Origin of the sequence: Cohnella hashimotonis (assembly GCF_030014955.1) — a bacterium.
GTDB lineage: Bacteria > Bacillota > Bacilli > Paenibacillales > Paenibacillaceae > Cohnella > Cohnella hashimotonis.
In genome coordinates this window covers 1,044,175-1,060,862 of sequence record NZ_JAGRPV010000001.1, presented here as the reverse complement: position 1 = coordinate 1,060,862, position 16,688 = coordinate 1,044,175, and the positions used below count along the sequence as shown (strand labels likewise).

Annotated in this window: 14 protein-coding genes; 5 read left to right on the top strand and 9 right to left on the bottom strand. The window is 60.3% G+C overall.

The window, feature by feature from the left end; genetic code table 11:
* Positions 1–1,230, top strand: a complete 1,230-nt coding sequence (locus tag KB449_RS04125) for an MFS transporter (protein WP_282907156.1) — start codon at positions 1–3, stop codon at positions 1,228–1,230.
* A gap of 1 nt (position 1,231) precedes the next feature.
* Here KB449_RS04125 and KB449_RS04120 read toward each other — a convergent pair whose 3' ends face one another.
* The 5 genes from KB449_RS04120 to KB449_RS04100 form a co-directional block, all read right to left on the bottom strand.
* Complete coding sequence (locus KB449_RS04120) at positions 1,232–2,143, bottom strand: glycoside hydrolase family 43 protein (protein ID WP_282907155.1); 912 nt, start codon at positions 2,141–2,143, stop codon at positions 1,232–1,234.
* 12 nt (positions 2,144–2,155) lie between these two features.
* Entirely contained in the window at positions 2,156–3,799 is a 1,644-nt protein-coding gene (locus KB449_RS04115) for an MGH1-like glycoside hydrolase domain-containing protein (protein ID WP_434082483.1), read from the bottom strand.
* A gap of 137 nt (positions 3,800–3,936) precedes the next feature.
* Positions 3,937–5,295 carry an ABC transporter substrate-binding protein gene (locus KB449_RS04110; RefSeq protein WP_282907154.1) on the bottom strand — a complete coding sequence of 453 codons (1,359 nt, stop codon included), beginning with the start codon at positions 5,293–5,295 and terminating at the stop codon, positions 3,937–3,939.
* 141 nt (positions 5,296–5,436) lie between these two features.
* On the bottom strand, positions 5,437–6,279 hold the full coding sequence (locus KB449_RS04105; RefSeq protein WP_282907153.1) for a carbohydrate ABC transporter permease: 843 nt from the start codon (positions 6,277–6,279) through the stop codon (positions 5,437–5,439).
* Between the two features lie 6 nt (positions 6,280–6,285).
* On the bottom strand, positions 6,286–7,200 hold the full coding sequence (locus KB449_RS04100) for a carbohydrate ABC transporter permease (protein WP_282907152.1): 915 nt from the start codon (positions 7,198–7,200) through the stop codon (positions 6,286–6,288).
* Between the two features lie 423 nt (positions 7,201–7,623).
* On the opposite strand from KB449_RS04100, the gene KB449_RS04095 reads away from it, so the two are divergent.
* On the top strand, positions 7,624–7,788 hold the full coding sequence (locus tag KB449_RS04095) for a hypothetical protein (protein ID WP_282907151.1): 165 nt from the start codon (positions 7,624–7,626) through the stop codon (positions 7,786–7,788).
* Positions 7,789–7,859: 71 nt separating this feature from the next.
* Here KB449_RS04095 and KB449_RS04090 read toward each other — a convergent pair whose 3' ends face one another.
* The 4 genes from KB449_RS04090 to KB449_RS04075 form a co-directional block, all read right to left on the bottom strand.
* Positions 7,860–9,524: a response regulator gene (locus KB449_RS04090; protein ID WP_282907150.1), complete on the bottom strand. Its 1,665-nt coding sequence runs from the start codon at positions 9,522–9,524 to the stop codon at positions 7,860–7,862.
* A complete protein-coding gene (locus KB449_RS04085) occupies positions 9,499–11,322 on the bottom strand; it encodes a cache domain-containing sensor histidine kinase (protein WP_282907149.1) in 1,824 nt (607 codons plus the stop codon). Before KB449_RS04085 ends, KB449_RS04090 begins: the two co-directional genes overlap by 26 nt.
* A gap of 242 nt (positions 11,323–11,564) precedes the next feature.
* Positions 11,565–13,184 (bottom strand): ABC-F family ATP-binding cassette domain-containing protein, encoded by a 1,620-nt coding sequence (locus tag KB449_RS04080; RefSeq protein WP_282907148.1) that lies wholly within the window; start codon positions 13,182–13,184, stop codon positions 11,565–11,567.
* Entirely contained in the window at positions 13,181–14,152 is a 972-nt protein-coding gene (locus tag KB449_RS04075) for an MBL fold metallo-hydrolase (RefSeq protein ID WP_282907147.1), read from the bottom strand. The genes KB449_RS04080 and KB449_RS04075 overlap by 4 nt, the downstream gene beginning before the upstream one ends.
* Positions 14,153–14,319: 167 nt before the next feature.
* On the opposite strand from KB449_RS04075, the gene KB449_RS04070 reads away from it, so the two are divergent.
* From KB449_RS04070 to KB449_RS04060, 3 genes are all read left to right on the top strand, one after another.
* Entirely contained in the window at positions 14,320–15,507 is a 1,188-nt protein-coding gene (locus KB449_RS04070) for a conserved virulence factor C family protein (RefSeq protein WP_282907146.1), read from the top strand.
* 357 nt (positions 15,508–15,864) lie between these two features.
* Positions 15,865–16,290, top strand: a complete 426-nt coding sequence (locus KB449_RS04065; RefSeq protein WP_282907145.1) for an SRPBCC family protein — start codon at positions 15,865–15,867, stop codon at positions 16,288–16,290.
* Positions 16,290–16,622: an ArsR/SmtB family transcription factor gene (locus tag KB449_RS04060; protein WP_282907144.1), complete on the top strand. Its 333-nt coding sequence runs from the start codon at positions 16,290–16,292 to the stop codon at positions 16,620–16,622. Before KB449_RS04065 ends, KB449_RS04060 begins: the two co-directional genes overlap by 1 nt.
* The last annotated feature ends 66 nt before the right edge of the window (positions 16,623–16,688 follow it).

Here is a 16,688-nt window from a genome sequence, read left to right as displayed (position 1 = left end):
ATGAACGGGGCTCCGTTTCGCATTTTATGGCTGAGCCAATCGCTCGCCAATCTTGGCGATTCCTTTTATATCGTTGCTGTCGTCACGCTTATTTACGAACGGACCGGCTCTGCTGTGGCAGCGGGCGCCTTTCCGCTGGCACGGGTGATCGGACAAGGCCTGAGCGGCATTTTGGCTCCCTTGTTGCTGGACCGCTGGCGTCTCGCAGCGCTGCTCTGGGTATTCGAGATCGGACAGACCGCCTGTATGCTGCTGCTGTGCGCAGCCGTATGGGGGATGCCGGCTCATGGCGGAATCGCGTTTATATTAGGAACCGTTTTTTGCGTATCCGTTCAGCATGGATGGGCCATCTCCGTTCGCAATGCCCTCGTGCCGCAGTTGGTCGAGCCTGCGCGTATGCTTAACGCCAACAGTTTGCTGGCCGCTTCGGACCAAGCGATATTAATGACCGGGTGGACGACGGGCGGCATACTGGTGGCGCGCTACGGGAGTGCGCAAGTGCTGCTGGGCGTAGCCGCGCTCCTCTTCCTTTCAACGCTTGCATTGTCTCTGATCAGGAGGTTCGGCCTGAAGCAAGCCCCTCTTGCGGAGGTCAGGCAGGATTATTGGCAAAGTCTCAAAGAAGGGTGGGCGGCTATTTTTCGTCATCCGTTCGTCAGACAAATCACGCTGATGGAGATCGTCGCCGGTCTTGGAGGGAGCGTATGGGCAGGTTCAATCATTTTAGTATTCGTCAAGGAGGTTCTTAGGGAAAACGAAAGCTGGTGGGGCTACATCAACGCAGGATCGTTAGGCGGCGCGATTGCGGGCGGTCTCGCCGTATACGCGGTCGCCGACAGGATTAAAAACAGCTTTCAGACCAGCATGATCGTCTCTTCGCTCCTGATCGGCCTGCTGCTGCTGCTATTCGCGTACAGCAACAACGGCTGGCTGTGCCTGCTATATGCTTTTTTAGCCGGTCCCGCCTATCAATTGCGAGGCATTATCCAAAAAACGGCTTATCAGACCTGCATCCCGCCGGCTTTGCTTCCCAAGAGCTTTTCCGCTTTCGGGACACTGGCTTATATGACCTACGGAATATCGGTCGTTCTGCTGAGCGGGCTGGCGGACATCCTCGGGATTCAGGCCGTCTTTGCCGTGACTGCCGTTCTGTACGGATTGTCCGCCGCGATCCCCCTCATCAAGCCAAAGCGTCACTCGTCTTCAGGCACAATAAATATGGATGGATGATCTATCCCAATAGCGGCCCCGCAATGACCATTCGACCGTCCCGCTCGGCGATCTCAAGGAACAGCGGCCGCTCTTCGGGCGTCCGGTTGGGCGCATGGATCGCCAGCGCCCGCCGGCCGTCGAACAGACGGAATACCATCCCATGCCCGCCGTCGTCGCGGTAGAGCGCCTCCGGCTGATGCGTCCACGGGCCCAGGAGACCGCCGCTTTCCGACTTGGCGACGCCGAGCGCGTACGTGTTGTCGATGAAGCTCGCCCAGAGCATGTACAATACGCCTTCTTCCCCGCGGAACAAATAGGGGCCGTCGGTCACGTAGTTAATTGCATCCGGATAGCGCGGCGACTCGTACGGCGTCGTCCATGGCGCCTGCGAAGCGCGAAACAGCGTGACCGGCTCGCCTGCCGCGCACGACAAGTCAGGCGCCAGCCGAACCGCGCAGATGTCCCCGTCACCGATCTGCTGCCACTCGTGGCAGAACACCATCCATGGCGCTCCCGCGTCGTCGACGAACAGGCTGCCGTCCAGCGAGCTCCAGGCTTCAGGCGTAACGGGCCCGGCGCTCACCGGCTCAAACGGACCCAGCGGCAGATCCGCGGCGAGCACCGCCGTGCCGAGCCGGTCGTTGTCCTTGCGCCGGAACGTGGCGAACATATAATAGCGCCCCCCGTACGCGTACACCTCCGGCGCCCAGAAGTTCGCCTCGGCGAAGAAGTCCGCCGGCGGACGAAATACCGGATGCGGCCCCTCCCAATTAGAAAGATCATCGCTGACATACGCGTCAAAGCCGGTTCCCGGTCCCCAAATATTTTTGTCGGTGCTGCCGAACAAATAGTACTTGCCCTCTTCCTCCAAGGGAAGCACGAACGGATCGCGAATCTGAATGTCTTTGCTTTTCAAAACGGATTTCAGCAAGACCGCACCTCCTTATTCGTATGTCGGATACACAAGTCCGATATTGAGCACGCGTTCGAAGCTTTCGTCCGCATAGGCGAGCAGCTCGTTGCCCTGGACGCTGAAGGGCACGGTACGCCCGTCCCACTGCAGCTCGCCCGTGACCGCGCGTGCGCTCATGCCGAGCAGCCCGGTGAGCCGGCCCGTACGGTCCGTGATCGCGCGAATGCCCGAAGGGAAGGTGATCCACTGCCGCTCGTCGCGGAATACATGCGAAGCCTCGCGGGTGTTGACCAATTCGTAGACGACGCCGTCCACCGTCCGGCTGTAAGCCGTTTCCCCCGTCGTCTCTTCCCCGTGATCTCTGGCGTCGGGCATCAGCCCCGTGAACCAGAGCTCGCCTTCGGGCGTCGGCAGGATGCCGCAGAGCCGTTCCACGTAGTCGAGCATACACAGAATCGAAGGCGAATAGGCTTCGGTGAAGCCGATCTCCCCTGTCCAGGGGCTCACCGTCTGCCCGAACCGCGGCGCGCGCGCGAAGGACGACAGAATCGGCTGCATTGCCCAGGTCAGCTCCACATGGCGGCCATGATGCTCGAATGCATGCGGCGCGCGGATCAGGCTGAGATAGTTCGACGGTCCGGCCCAGCTGTTGTAATTGGAAAAGGGATCGAACCGCGGGTCGTCCATCGCAATCGAGGTGAACGGATATTTGGCGAAAAACTTCCTCGTGTTCAGCAGATAACGCTTCAGCATTTCATCGAAGAAAGCCCGGTCGCCGACTTCGCACGCCATCACGCGGAGCAGGATATCGGACTGCACCCGCACCAGCCGCCCATGCCGGTCGCGATCGTAGAAGAAGTGATCGGCTTCGTCGAAGCACGCCCGGAACAAGCTCTGCAAGCTCGCGCCTGCCTTCTCCCGCCATTCGTCCCCCGATTCGCCTAGCGCCTCCGCGATGCGAGCCAAGTACAGCCGCTGGCAGTAGACGTTGGCCGTCAAGTCGGGCGCGAGAAAAGGCAGCACCGGCGAGTCCGGATCCCACCGAGAGGCGTCGCCCTGGTAAGGCGCATCCGGCGCATGCCAAAAGCGCGGCGACAGATCGTGCCCCGTATCGAAGGCGCTGAACGCCTCTACGCAGCCGGTCCCGCGCGTGTCGCGGTTCGCGGCAAGCCAGCCGTCATAACGGACCATGGCATCGTACATATCGCGCAAGAACGCGGGATCTCCGCCATGAAGCGCGAAATGGTTCCATACGCTGCGGGCGAGCGGCGTGACGAGCTGGATCTGCCGGAAAGACGGACCGTTGTCCGTCACCTTGTAGGGAAACAAGCCGTCCGCGCGCTGATGCCGCGCGAACGACAGGTAGGTCGCCTCCGACACCTCCGGCAGGAAACGGGAGAGCAGCTCCGCATTGATCGTTCCCGTGCTTTCCAGCCAACAGCCGTAATAGATGCCGCCTTCCTGCAGGATCGGATCGCCGCCGCCCGTCGGCTTGATGCATTCCATGAGTTGGCGCATCGCCCGGTAGTAGACGCCTTCGAGCCGTCCGTCCGAAGCCGCGAACCCGACGCCAGAGCGCCGCAGCGCATCGGGAATGAGGCGCTGCCGCTTGTCGCCGGTCCCCTGGCGCAGTCTCCTTAGCTTGTCGAGCAATTGCTTCGCTTGCATGACCATCTCGGCTTCGCCCCTTTCTCCTCCGAATAAAATCCCCCGGGAAGCGGCGACGGCGGCGAGGCCGTTCCCGCGATCCCGGGGGACCGTGCGTCACGTTGGGCGCCGCTGTCCTCGCCACCCTGACGCGTTTTCGCCATTTAGGAATCGTTGTTGCTGTTGAAAATCTTGACCGTGCCGCTATAGAACTCGGCGACCGCCTTCTCTACGCTTTCCTTACCGAAGCCGATCTTCTGCACCGTGTTGTCCGACAGCTTGATGAACTCCGCGTTGCCCGGGGGGTTGTAGCTGATCGCGAACGGTTCCTTCTTGTTCGCCTCGGAGACCCGGCTCGTGAAGTCGTATACGATCTTGTCGGCCGCGGTTGCGTCCGCTTCCAGCGCCGCGCGGCTCGAAGCCGTTACCGGCACGCCGCGGTTGCTGCCGAGAATTTTCGCCGCCTCGGGATCGTTGATCCAGAAGTTCATGAACTTGGCTACTTCCGCCGGATGCTCCGTCTTTCCGTAGCCCGAGATGCCCTGGCTCGATTCGAAGACGACGCCCGTTCCCTTCGGACCGCGAGGCACCTGCACCATCGTCAGTTCGTCCTTCGTCGTGCTTTGGAACGAAGCCAGCATGTTGGACGGGAGCAGCGTCATCGCGACCTTGCCGGTGAGGATCAGCGACTTGCTGGCGTCGGTCGGCGGATTGGACACCTGCAGGTCAGGCGTCACGACGCCGCCGGCTTTGGAAGCTTTATCCCAGAACTGGAACCACGGCAGCAGATCGGCCTCCTCGAAGCCCAGCTTGTTGTTCGCCATGTCGTACAGCTGCTTGCCGTTCTGCTTCAGGTAAATGTCCAGGCTGTCTGTCGTGAAGTTGTAGGTGCCGTAGTAGCCTTTGCCCAGCTTGTCGGAAATTTCCTTGCTGATGCGGGAGTAGTCGTCCCAGTTCCAGCCGTCCTGCGGCACTTCGACGCCGCCCTTCTCGAACATCGTCTTGTTGATGACGATGCCGCGGGCGTTCGCGCCGGCGGAGATGTGCACCAGCTTGCCGCCGATCGTGCCGTACTCCACCATCGTCGTGTCCATGTCGGACAGGTTCAGTTCCTTGTCCTTGTACGATCCCAGATCGAGCAGAACGCCTTTGTTGGCGTAATCGACCACGTTGCCCCCCAGGAAGAAAATGTCCGGCGCGGTGCCGGAAGCGAGCTGGGTGTTCAGCTTGTCGAAATAGCCGTCCGAAGGCCCGAATTCGCCGGTGATCGTAATGCCCGGATTTTTCTGCTCGAACAGCTCGATCGCCTTGTTCGTCAGGTCGGCGCGCTTCTGGTCGCCCCACCACATCATGCGAAGCTCGACCTGCTTTTGGTCTCCGCCGGCGCCGCCCGCATTGCTCGAGCCTGCCGGCGAGCTTGATCCTGCCGCGTTATTTCCTGCACCTGCGCCGCCGGAATTGCCGCATGCGCTGAGCGCGACCGCCATGGCGGTCACTGCGATCGGAAGCCATCTTTTTTTCATCGTGAGCTCTCCCCTAATCGTTATTGAGATGAGAAGCGTTTACAATGCTCATCCTACTTGGATTCGCCGGCCGCTTGAATGTCATTCCTTCGGCTGTTCGCTATCAATTTTTTCAGGCGGCCCCGCAGCGGCTCGCTTCGTTCACTTTAGTCCCGTCGTCGCGATGCCGTCCAGGAAGTATCGCTGGAAGACGAGGAAGATGAGCGTGATCGGTATGAGCGACAGCACGGAAATGGCCATCAGCGCCCCCCAGTCCGAGGTGCCCGACGGATCGAACAGCGCCCGGATGCCGAGCTGCACGGTGAACAGCTTGATATCGCTCAGGTAGATCATTTGGCTGAAAAAGTCGTCCCACGTCCAGATGAAGGTGAAAATCGCGGTCGTAATGAGCGCGGGCAACAGCAGCGGCATGATGATGCGGAAGTACAGCTTTTGCTGGCTGCAGCCGTCGATCGTCGCGCTCTCGTCGAGCTCCTTCGGGATGCCGCGGATGAATTGGACCATGAGAAGAATAAAAAACGAATCGTGCGCCAGCCACTTCGGCAAAAACAGCGGCAGGTACGTGTTGATCCAGTGCAGCTCGCTGAAAATGATGTACTGCGGCACGAGCGTCACGTGGTACGGCAGCATGATCGTTACCAGCATCATGGCGAACCAGATTTTTTTGAACCGGAACTCGAGCCGCGCGAACGCATAGGCCGCGAACGAGCACGTAATGATGTTGCCAAGCACGGCCAGCACGGACACCAGCGCCGAGTTGCCGAAGAAGCGGGCGAACGTGATGCCCTGGAAGCCTCTCCACCCGTTGCGGTAGTTGTCCAGCGTCCATGTGCTCGGCCAGAGGCCGGTATCCGTGAAGATGTCCTGATTCGGCTTGAACGAGCTTGCGAGCAGCCACAGCACCGGGTAGAGCATCGCGAGGCCGATCGCGATGATAAGCAGATGCCGCAGCCCGCTGCCGGAATAGCGTCTAAACGTCAGCATGCCCGATTACCTCCCTTCCTTGCCGTCGCCGTAGAACACCCAAAACCGGGACGTGGCGAAGATGATGCCGGTGAAGACGGCGATGATGACGAGCATGATCCAGGCCAACGCGCTGGCATATCCCATATCGAAGTAAGAAAAGCCCTTCAGGTACAGGTACAGCGTATAGAACATCGATGCGTCGAGGGGTCCCCCGTGTCCGTCGCCGATGACGTAGGCCGGCGTGAATGCCTGGAAAGAATTGATGATGCTCATGATCAGGTTGAAAAAAATGACGGGCGTCAACATCGGCAGCGAGATTTTGAAAAACTGGCGGACCTTGCCCGCGCCGTCTACCTGCGAGGCCTCGTACAGGTCGGCCGGTATCTGCTTGAGCCCCGCCAGGAAGATGACCATCGCGGAGCCGAACTGCCAGATCGACAGCGACACGATCGGGTAGATCAGATAATCGGGGTGAGCGATCCAGGCGGGGCCGTGGATGCCGAACCAGCCGAGGAAGCCGTTAATCAGACCGTCGGTGTCGAAGATCTGGCGCCAGACGATCGAGATGGCGACGCTGCCGCCGAGCAGGGACGGAATGTAGTAGACGGTGCGGTAGATGCCAAGCGCCTTGATTCCCTTGTTCAGCGCCATGGCCACGAACAGCGCGAAGATCAGGCGCAGCGGGACCGACAGGATGACGTATTTGAACGTCAGCTTCAGCGATCCGGTGAAGGTCGAGTCGTCCGTAAAAATGGTTTTGAAATTGGCGAAGCCGATCCACTCGGGCGCGCTGAGCAGATTGTACTTCGTCAGCGACAGATACAGCGAGCCGAGCATCGGCCCGAGCGTCAGGCAGAATAGACCGATCAGCCATGGCAGCAAAAACAAATAGGCCGTACGGTTGTGGGGATAAAGCCGTTGCCGGCGCGCAGTCCGCATATGGCGACGCCTCCTTTGCGATGATGATAAATTCATCATAAGCATTGGAGGCGGCTCGCTGAATTCTATTTCTTCGGCAATTCGCTATCAATTTTTCCTGATACTGACGACCACTGTTGGTAATCGGACGGCATCGCGCCATGCCAAATCAGGTATACAAAATGAACCTCATTTGGGTACGTCTTTTTCTATCGCCAAATTCCCCCAAATGTTGTAGAATTATAGCGCATATATAGGAGCAAATACCCCAACCGATGGGGACTTTTTACGGTGATGTCGTTGAGAATAAGTCTTAGGCACTCCTCCGGAGTTACCAAACAAGCAAAGCTCGGATTCTCTTGGACCTTCTTTTTCTTCGGACTTTGGGTTCCCTTGTTCCGCGGTGATTTTCGCAATTTCTTCCGTATCTGGGGCCTCAGCATCGTGACACTGGGAATCTACGGAATCATCTCTTGGTGGGCTTACAACGGTCATTACGTTCGATCCCTCCTTGAAAAGGGTTATGCTCCTGCGGACGAGTGGGCGCAATCCGCCCTCATTCAGTACCGGATCATCACGCCCGGCGCGCCGCTCAATAACGCTGTATAAACGACTTCCCCGGCGCGGTCGCCGGGGATTTTCATTTGCTTTTCTAACCAAGGGGAGTTCCTTGTATCCCTTTACTTCACCCCCTTCCGATAATCCGACGGCGACACGCCATGCATCCGCTTGAACTTGGAGCTGAAGTAGCTGGCATTGGAGAAGCCCGTCAGCTCCGCGATGTCCCACAGGCTAAGCTGCGTGCCCTCCAGCAGCCGGATCGCCTGCGTCATCCGGGCATCGGTCACGTATTGGATAAACGTCTTGCCGACCTTGCTCTTGAACATTTCCGAGAAATAGGAGGGATTATAGTTGAACCGTTCGGCCAGGTCTGTCAGGTTCAAGTCCGTCATATAGTTCTCGTCGATATAGCGCAGCACCGCGTCGATGAGCGCATGGTCGCTCTCTTCGGCTTCATGCCTTTGCTGCCGCGCCACTTTATCGGCGATCCGCATCAAAAATTCGACGGCCTTGTCCGCCGAGTCCAGCGCGAGCGCCAGTTCGGGCCGCAGCCACAGCTGTTCCGCATGGTCCAACGCGATGTGCGACTCGAATGCTTGCGCCTCCAGCGCCAGGTACAGCTGGAAAATGACCTTGACGAAGCCGGTCTGCGAAGCTTTGAACGCTTCGTCCAGCGGCTGCCGGATCGCGCGCTCGAACGCCTCGAGCTCTCCGCGCGACAGATAGCGCTCGAGCACCTTGAGCTCCTCGCCGGTCAGCGCGGTTCGGCCGGCAGGCGACCGGCGGTCCTCTTCCGCGAGTCCGCTCTCTGACAGATTCCACGCGAGCAGCGAGGAGAGATAACCTTCCTTCCACGACCTGAAGCCCGTCGCGGATCGGCCGAGTCCCACAGCCAGCTCAAAGCCGAGCAGAGCGGCCACCTGCTCCGCGAGTGTCTCCGCGAAGTCCCGCAGCCAAGCCTCGCTCTCCGCGGTCGCGAAGTGCACGAGACCGGGATAGCTCGCATCGCGAAACGCCTCGCAAGCCCCGCTCTCCAGCGCACGCTCCCTGCAGATCAGCTCAAGCGCCAGCCGGAACTGGTCCGGCGTACGCGTCGAATAGCGGCCCGCCGTCCCATTGCCCTCCTCGCCCCACTTGTCCGGGCGATGCGCTGCCTCGCCTTCGCCGGCTGCCTGCGGCGCCGGACGGCGAACCGTAGCCGCCGATCGCTCTCGCAGGCCGACGGTCAGGAAGCGGACCTCCGCCTCCGCCCACGCGTCCAGCCCGAATCTGCGCGCCCTCTCCAAGGCTGCATTCTCCCGGTCCGCTTCGCCTTTGATCAGGCGGACGATGAAGTGCTCCTTCATCTCCTTGTAGTACTGCGACAGCTCCCACCGGGTCCGCTCCTCGCGCGCCGTCTCCTGCCGTTCGCCGTCCAGCTCGCCGGTCACCTTGGCGAGCACGTCCGCCAGCTCGTCCGCGGCGACGGGCTTGAGCAAGTAGTCGCTGGCCTGGTGCCGGAGCGCGGCTCTGGCATACTGGAAATCCTCGTAGCCGGTAATCACGACGAGACGGATGTCCGGATGGCGCTCGCGGCACGCCTCGAGGAACGATACGCCGTCCATGACCGGCATGTTCATATCCGTAATGACGATATCGAAGGCTTCGTCCTCCAGGCGCTCCAGCGCTTCGACGCCGTTCGAAGCCTCTCCCGCCAGCTCGAGCCCCAGCTTGTCCGCATCGATTTTCAGCCTGAGTCCTTGCCGGATCTCCGGCTCGTCATCCACGATCAATACTCGGTACATCGCTGGACGCCTCCTGTACGGGAATGATGAGTTCGATGTGCGCGCCGGTTCCGTCGGCGGCATTGATGCGCACTTCGAATAGCGAGCCGTAATACAAGCGGCAGCGCGCAAGCACGTTGCCCAATCCGATTTGCCGTTCGCGGCTGCTCAGGATCTCGTCTAGCCTGGACGAGGCGGTACCCTCGATCAGTTGCAAGCGCAGCTGCTCCGGCATGCCGGGTCCGTTGTCGGATACGCAAAGATGCAGACGTCCGTCCGACCGGAACAAACGGACCTCCACGACCGCCTCCGGATGCTGCCTGAAGCCGTATTTCACGGCATTTTCGATGAGCGGCTGCAAAATGAATTTCACGACGGTCAGCGACGCCAGATCGCCCTCTTCCACGATCCGAAGCCGGAGCTTGTCGCCGAAGCGCACCTGCAGGATGGACGCATAATCCCGCACATACTTCATCTCTTCCTTCAGGCCGACGAGGTCGTCGCTCAGGCGAAGCGAGAAGCGCAGCATTTTGCCGAGAGATACGATCACCTTGACCGTGTCGTCCGTCCGCTTCTGCATGGCGAGGCTGCTGAGCAGCTCCAGCGTGTTGAACAGAAAGTGCGGGTTGATCTGCATAAGCAGCGCCTTGTATTCGGCCTGCTGCCGAAGCAGCTTTAGCTCGAATTCGCTTTGGATATGCTGGCGGAGGCGAATGATCATGTTGCGGAAGGTCGAAGTCGCAAAGTCGACCTCGCTCCGGACGCGCCTTGCAGGCGGCAGCCGGCTCTCGGCGCTGTCGAAGTCGCCCCGCTGCACGTGGCGCATCGCGGACACGAGGCGCGAGAGCGGCTTGGTGACGCCGTGCGACAGCCAAAAGGCGAGGAACAGCGAGACGGCCAGCAGGAGCGCGAACAGGAACACGATGCTGTTGCGCAGCTTGAGGAGCTGCGCGTACAGGTCCCGCTCCGAGACGAAGCCGACCAGCATCCAATCCGTCAGCGCCAGCTTCTTGTACACGAGAATCTGGGATTGTCCCTGCTCGTTTTTGAAGTAAAGGACGCCTTGCTTGCGCCAGCCTTCCCGCGCGGCTTGAACCTGACTCTGCGCTTCGCCGTGCGAGCCGTATTCGTTCTGGGAGAGCATGGGGCTCCCAGAGCGGTCGAGCAGATAGATCGTGCCGCTCTCCCCAAGGTGAATCCGGTTCAGCGGCTCGAGGAAGTAGTCTGCGCTTACATTTACCTTGAGCACGTTGCGAGCCTGCGACGGCTCGAAGACGCCAAGCGGCATGAGCATGCTGACCACTGGATTCGCGCTGCCGCGAATTTGCAGCTCGACGTCGTCGGTATGCGCCGGCAGCCAGCGTTCGTTCGCGGTCTTGAAGCTTCGGTACCATTCCTGGTCCAAGAACGCTTTGTCGCGGACGACCTGATTGCCCATGCTGACCCATAAGCCTTCCTGACGATAGATCGCAACGGAAGAGATGCTGGAGTAGCTGTTGTTCGTCTGCGACAGATACTTGCTCATCTGCAGATGCGCCAGCATCTTCTCGCCTTCCGGCAGCTTCGGGTCCGACGCGGCCTCGTCCCACTCGTCAGTCAGGTCGCTATTGAATATGAGCGAGGCGAGGTCGTAAATCTGCGTCTGAACCATATCGACGTACGAGCCGTACTCGTCCATTTTCTCCAGCGCCGACGATTCGATGTAAGAGCGGATGATCGAGCGGGATTCGTTGAAGATCAGCACGGACAGCGCGCCGAACGACAGAACGAACAGCAGGACGAAAAAAGCGATCAGCCGGTTTCTCAGCGAATAAAACATAGTCGTCCCCTTCATCGCGGTATAAGTTTAAACATCATACCACAAAAAAAAGAGAGCCTCCGGTATTCGACCGGAAGGCTCTTAAGAAAGATATATTGAAAAGGGGGGTCACTCATACATTGTACAAAACGACCGCCATTGAAACGAAAACGCACATTACAATTGTATTACAAAAATGTCGAAGCGTCCAAAGCGGCCGAAGAGTCATTCCGGAAGCATACCGGAAGCGCTCCGCCCCGGGATCAGGCCGGCAGCATGCGCGCGCGCAGCGCTGCGATCTCCGGATTCTCCAGGTATTCGTCGTACGTCGTCATCCGGTCGATCAGGCCGTTCGGCGTGATCTCGATGATGCGGTTGGCGATCGTCTGGATGAACTGATGGTCATGCGACGTAAAAATCATCGTCTCGTCGGTGTCGACGAGCGCGTTGTTCAGCGCCGTGATGGACTCGAGGTCCAAGTGGTTGGTCGGCTCGTCGAGCAGCAGCGTGTTCGCGCTGGTCAGCATCATCTTGGACAGCATGCAGCGGACCTTCTCGCCTCCCGACAGCACGGATGCCTTCTTCAGCGCTTCGTCGCCGGAGAACAGCATGCGGCCGAGGAAGCCGCGGATGAACGACTCGTCCTGGTCCTTGGAGTACTGGCGCAGCCAATCGACGAGCGAATCGTCGTTGCCTTCGAAGTAAGCCGAGTTGTCCTTGGGGAAATACGCAGGCGTAATCGTGACGCCCCATTGCACGGAGCCTTCGTCCGGCTGGATCTCGTTCATCATCACTTGGAACAGCGCGGTCTTGGCCTGCCCGTACGGTCCGACCAGCGCGATCTTGTCGCCCTTGTTCACGACGAAGGACACGCCGTCCAGCAGCTTCTCGCCGTCGACCGTCAGACTGACGTTGTCGATCGTAACGATCTGCTTGCCCGCTTCGCGCTCCGGCTTGAACTGGATAAACGGATATTTGCGGCTCGACGGACGGATGTCGTCCAGCGAGATTTTGTCGAGCATCTTGCGGCGGCTGGTCGCTTGCTTGGCCTTGGACTTGTTCGCCGAGAAGCGCTGGATGAATGCCTGCAGCTCCTTAATCTTGTCTTCCTTTTTCTTGTTCTGGTCGCGCATCAGCTGCGTAGCAAGCTGGCTCGACTCGTACCAGAAGTCGTAGTTGCCCACGTACATCTGGATCTTGGCGAAGTCGATGTCCGCGATATGCGTACAAACCTGGTTCAGGAAGTGCCGGTCATGCGATACGACGATGACGGTACCCGTATAACGAGCCAGGAACTCTTCGAGCCAGTTGATCGATTCAATGTCCAAGTGGTTGGTAGGCTCGTCGAGCAGCAGAATGTTAGGCTGGCCGAACAAAGCCTGCGCCAGCAGGACGCGGACCTTCTCGTTGCCGCCGAGCTCGGACATCTGCTTGTCGTGCAGGTCGGTCGTGATGCCGAGGCCGTTCAGCATCTCGGCTGCGTCACTCTCGGCTTCCCAGCCGTTCATCTCCGCGAAGTCGGCCTCGAGCTCGCCCGCGCGCATGCCGTCCTCGTCGGTGAAGTCCGCCTTCGCATAGATGGCGTCCTTCTCCTTCATGACCTGGTACAAGCGCTCGTAGCCCATAATAACGGTATCGAGCACCTTGAACTCGTCGTACTCGAAGTGGTTCTGCTTGAGCACAGCGAGGCGCTCGCCCGGCGTGATGAATACTTCGCCGCTCGAAGGCTCCACTTCGCCCGACAGAATTTTCAGGAACGTCGACTTGCCTGCTCCGTTCGCGCCGATCAAGCCATAGCAGTTGCCCGGCGTGAACTTGATGTTGACATCCTCAAAGAGCGGACGCTTGCCGAATCTGAGGCTGACATTGTTAACTGTGATCAATCCAATCCATCCTTTGCTTCGTTATCGATGACATGGCTCTGCGAGAAGCGCATGGTCTCTCCGTGCTGGAGCAGGAAGATCTTCTCCTGCGGAATGCCGAGGCGCGCGCGCTCCGCCTCGAGCCTCTCGAGCGCCTCCATCGGCGTGTCGTCCGACAGCTTGAAGGCGCCGTAATGCATGGGGACGAAAATATCGGCCTTCAGGTCCTGATAGGCCTTGAGCGCCTCCTCGGGACTCACGTGCTGCGCAGCCATGAACCACTCGGGATCGTAAGCGCCGATCGGCATAAGCGCGACGTCGATCTTGAAGCGGCGGCCGATCTCCTCGAAGCCCCTGAAGTAACCGCTGTCCCCGGCGAAGTAGATCGTCGGACCGTGATGCGTCTCCATGACCCAGCCGCCCCAATGGGAATTGTTCATGTCCCAGGGATTGCGCCGGGTCCAATGCTGGGCCGGCACGAAGGTGAACTTCACGCCGTGCACGGTGCAATTCTCCCACCAGTGCATCTCGTGAACTTCGCCGAATCCCCGGATCGCCATCTTGCGCTTCAGGCCGGCCGGTACGTACAGCCGCTTGGGTCCCCGCAAACGACGCAGCGAGCCGAAGTGCAGGTGATCGTAATGGGAATGGGAAACGAGCACGAGGTCGACGGACGGCATGTCGGACAGCTCGACGCCGGGCGGCGCCAGCCGCTTCTGAAGCGCCATCCGGCGCGCCCATACCGGGTCGGTGACGATATTAAGGCCGCCCATCTGCAGCAAAAACGTAGAATGCCCGATCCAGGTAACGGACGGCTCTTGACGGTTATGATGTAGAAACGGGAGATCCGGCTTCACGTTCGGGACGCATTCCAGATAACCTTTGTTCCTCATCTTCTGCAGGCGTTCCTGACGCCATCGCGCGAACTGGTCCTTCCCCGCGGCGCCCGCGCGAATGGCATCCAGGTTGCCGAAGCGGCTCTTAGGCATGGTACCCCTCCGTTGACGTACTAATCTTACTATAGCAGGAATCAGGCCAATGTACCAAGGCCGATATGTCACTTAAATACCCCTCCTTTGGCAATACGGAACGCGGTGCGGTATTGTATAGATAGAGATTGGCGAGATCACCATATGCAAAGCGAGGTCGTGTGTACATGAAGCTGCTGTCAATTGAGCCAACGCCCAGCCCCAATTCTATGAAGCTGAACGTGGACGAAAAGCTGCCGGCCGGCGAACGCCACACCTATACGATGGACAAAAAGGAGCAGCTGCCGCCGTTTGCGCTGAAGCTGCTAGAGATTCCCGGCGTGAAGTCGGTCTTCCGGACCGCCGACTTCTTCGCTGTAGACCGGAGGCCGAGCGCCGACTGGGCGGGCATCCTAGCGGCGGTGCGCGAACTGTTCGGCGCTTCCGCCGACGGCGCTGGCGCCGGAGCGGGCGACGCGCTGGCCTACAGCTTCGGCGAAGCCCGCGTGCTCGTGCAGATGTACCGCGGCATCCCGATGCAGATTCGCGTGCAGAGCGGCGGCCAGGAATCGCGGGCCGCGCTTGGCCAGCGGTTCACGGACGCCGTGAACGAGGCGGCTGCCGGCACGTTCATCCGCGAGCGGCGCCTGGCGGAGTTCGGCGTCCGCTACGGCGAACCGCAGGAGATTCTCGAGGAGGTCGCGCGCGAGCTGGACGCGGCCTACCCTGACGAGCGGCTGCGCGAGCTGATCGCGGCCGCGCAGTCGGCGGGCGCGGGCGAAGGCGCGGCCGCCGAAGACGGGTCTGCAGGCGGCGCCGCGGCAAGCCGGGCGACGACGCCGGACGAGCTGGAGGCGGCGCTTGGCGCGCCGGACTGGCAGACGCGCTACGCGGCGCTGTCGCGGGCGAAGCCCGACGCGGAGCTGCTGCCGCTGCTCGCGCAGGCCGCGCGCGACCCGCAGGTGTCGGTGCGCCGGCTCGCCGTCGTCTACCTCGGCGACCTGCGCATTCCCGAAGCGCTGCCGCCGCTGCTGGCCGCGCTTAAGGATTCGTCGGCGGCCGTGCGCCGCACGGCGGGCGACACGCTCTCGGACATCGGCGATCCCGCCGCAGGTCCGGCCATGGCGGAGGCATTGGGCGACGCCAACAAGCTGGTGCGCTGGCGCGCCGCGCGCTTCCTCTACGAAGCCGGCGACGAAGCCGCGCTGGAGGCGCTGGAGCGCGTGACCGCAGCCGAGCCCGAGTTCGAGGTGAAGCTGCAGGCCGAGATCGCGATCGCGCGCATTCGCAGCGGCGAGGAAGCCGCAGGCTCGGTCTGGCAGCAAATGACGCGCATGCGCGAGCAGCGGCAAGGCGAGGATGAGGCACCAAAATAATCACTGCCGCCTACAGCACGCGCTTTTCCGCCGGATGGACGCGATCAATCCGAACGAGGCTTCTTCCGCGCGTTTTAACAATATCCCTTTGGGTCAGGAAGACAGGGCAGGACCACATGCCGAATGCGGTAGGATCGCGCTGATCTTGCACTTACAGCGGCGGGAGCTGCCAACCAATAATAGGCGAATGCGGACGTTACCGCATTCGCTTTCCTGTTTAAAGGGGATACTGTTAAAACGGAAAAACGCCGTTCCGTTCAAGCAGGCACAACTTCCAATTGACATGAAACCATTTGGTTTCGTATGATAGTCATGCGAAACCAAATGGTTTCCTTTATTCCAGAGGAGGTTTATTACATGAGCAACTCCCGCAAACTCCCCGATATCGTACGAACCCTGGAGCTGAACGCGCCTATTGAGAAGGTTTGGAAAATGGTATCCACGGCCGAAGGCATCTCCGCCTGGTTTATGCCGCCGAACGACTTCGAGCCGGTCGTCGGCCATGAATTTACGCTCAATGCAGGACAGTTCGGCATGTCGCCGTGCAAAGTGACCGTATTCGATCCGCCCGAGCGATTCTCTATGAACTGGGGCAAGGACTGGACGCTGTCGTTCGAGCTGAAGGAGCTGCCGGACGCGCGCACCGCGTTCACGCTCACGCACGCCGGTTGGGACGAGGACACGCTGACCGAGTTCGGTCAACCGCACGGCATCATTCGCGAACATATGGCAGGCGGCTGGGACGGCATCGTCGCCAAGCTGCAGCGGCTGGTCGAGGCCTAATGGGACAAGCGCTGCCGCAGCACGACGTCTACCAGGCGATCGCGGACCCGAGCCGACGGCGCCTGCTGCGCCTTCTGACGCAGGGCGAGCAGCCATTGTCGGCGCTCAGCGGACAGTTCGACATGAGCCGGACCGCCGTCTCCAAGCATTTGCGCGTCCTGCGGGAAGCAGGGCTCGTCACCGAGCGGCGAGCCGGGCGCGAGACGCGTTACGCTTTCCGCCCCGAGCCGCTCGCGGAGCTCAAAGATTGGCTCGGTTACTTCGAGCAGTTCTGGGACAACAAGCTGGCGATGCTGAAGCATCTGGTGGAGGAGCAAGACGAAGACGCATAACCGAGCCTACGAAAAAAATCCTCTGGCGCTATCAAATGCGCGAGGGGATTTTTGATGGGCAACGAA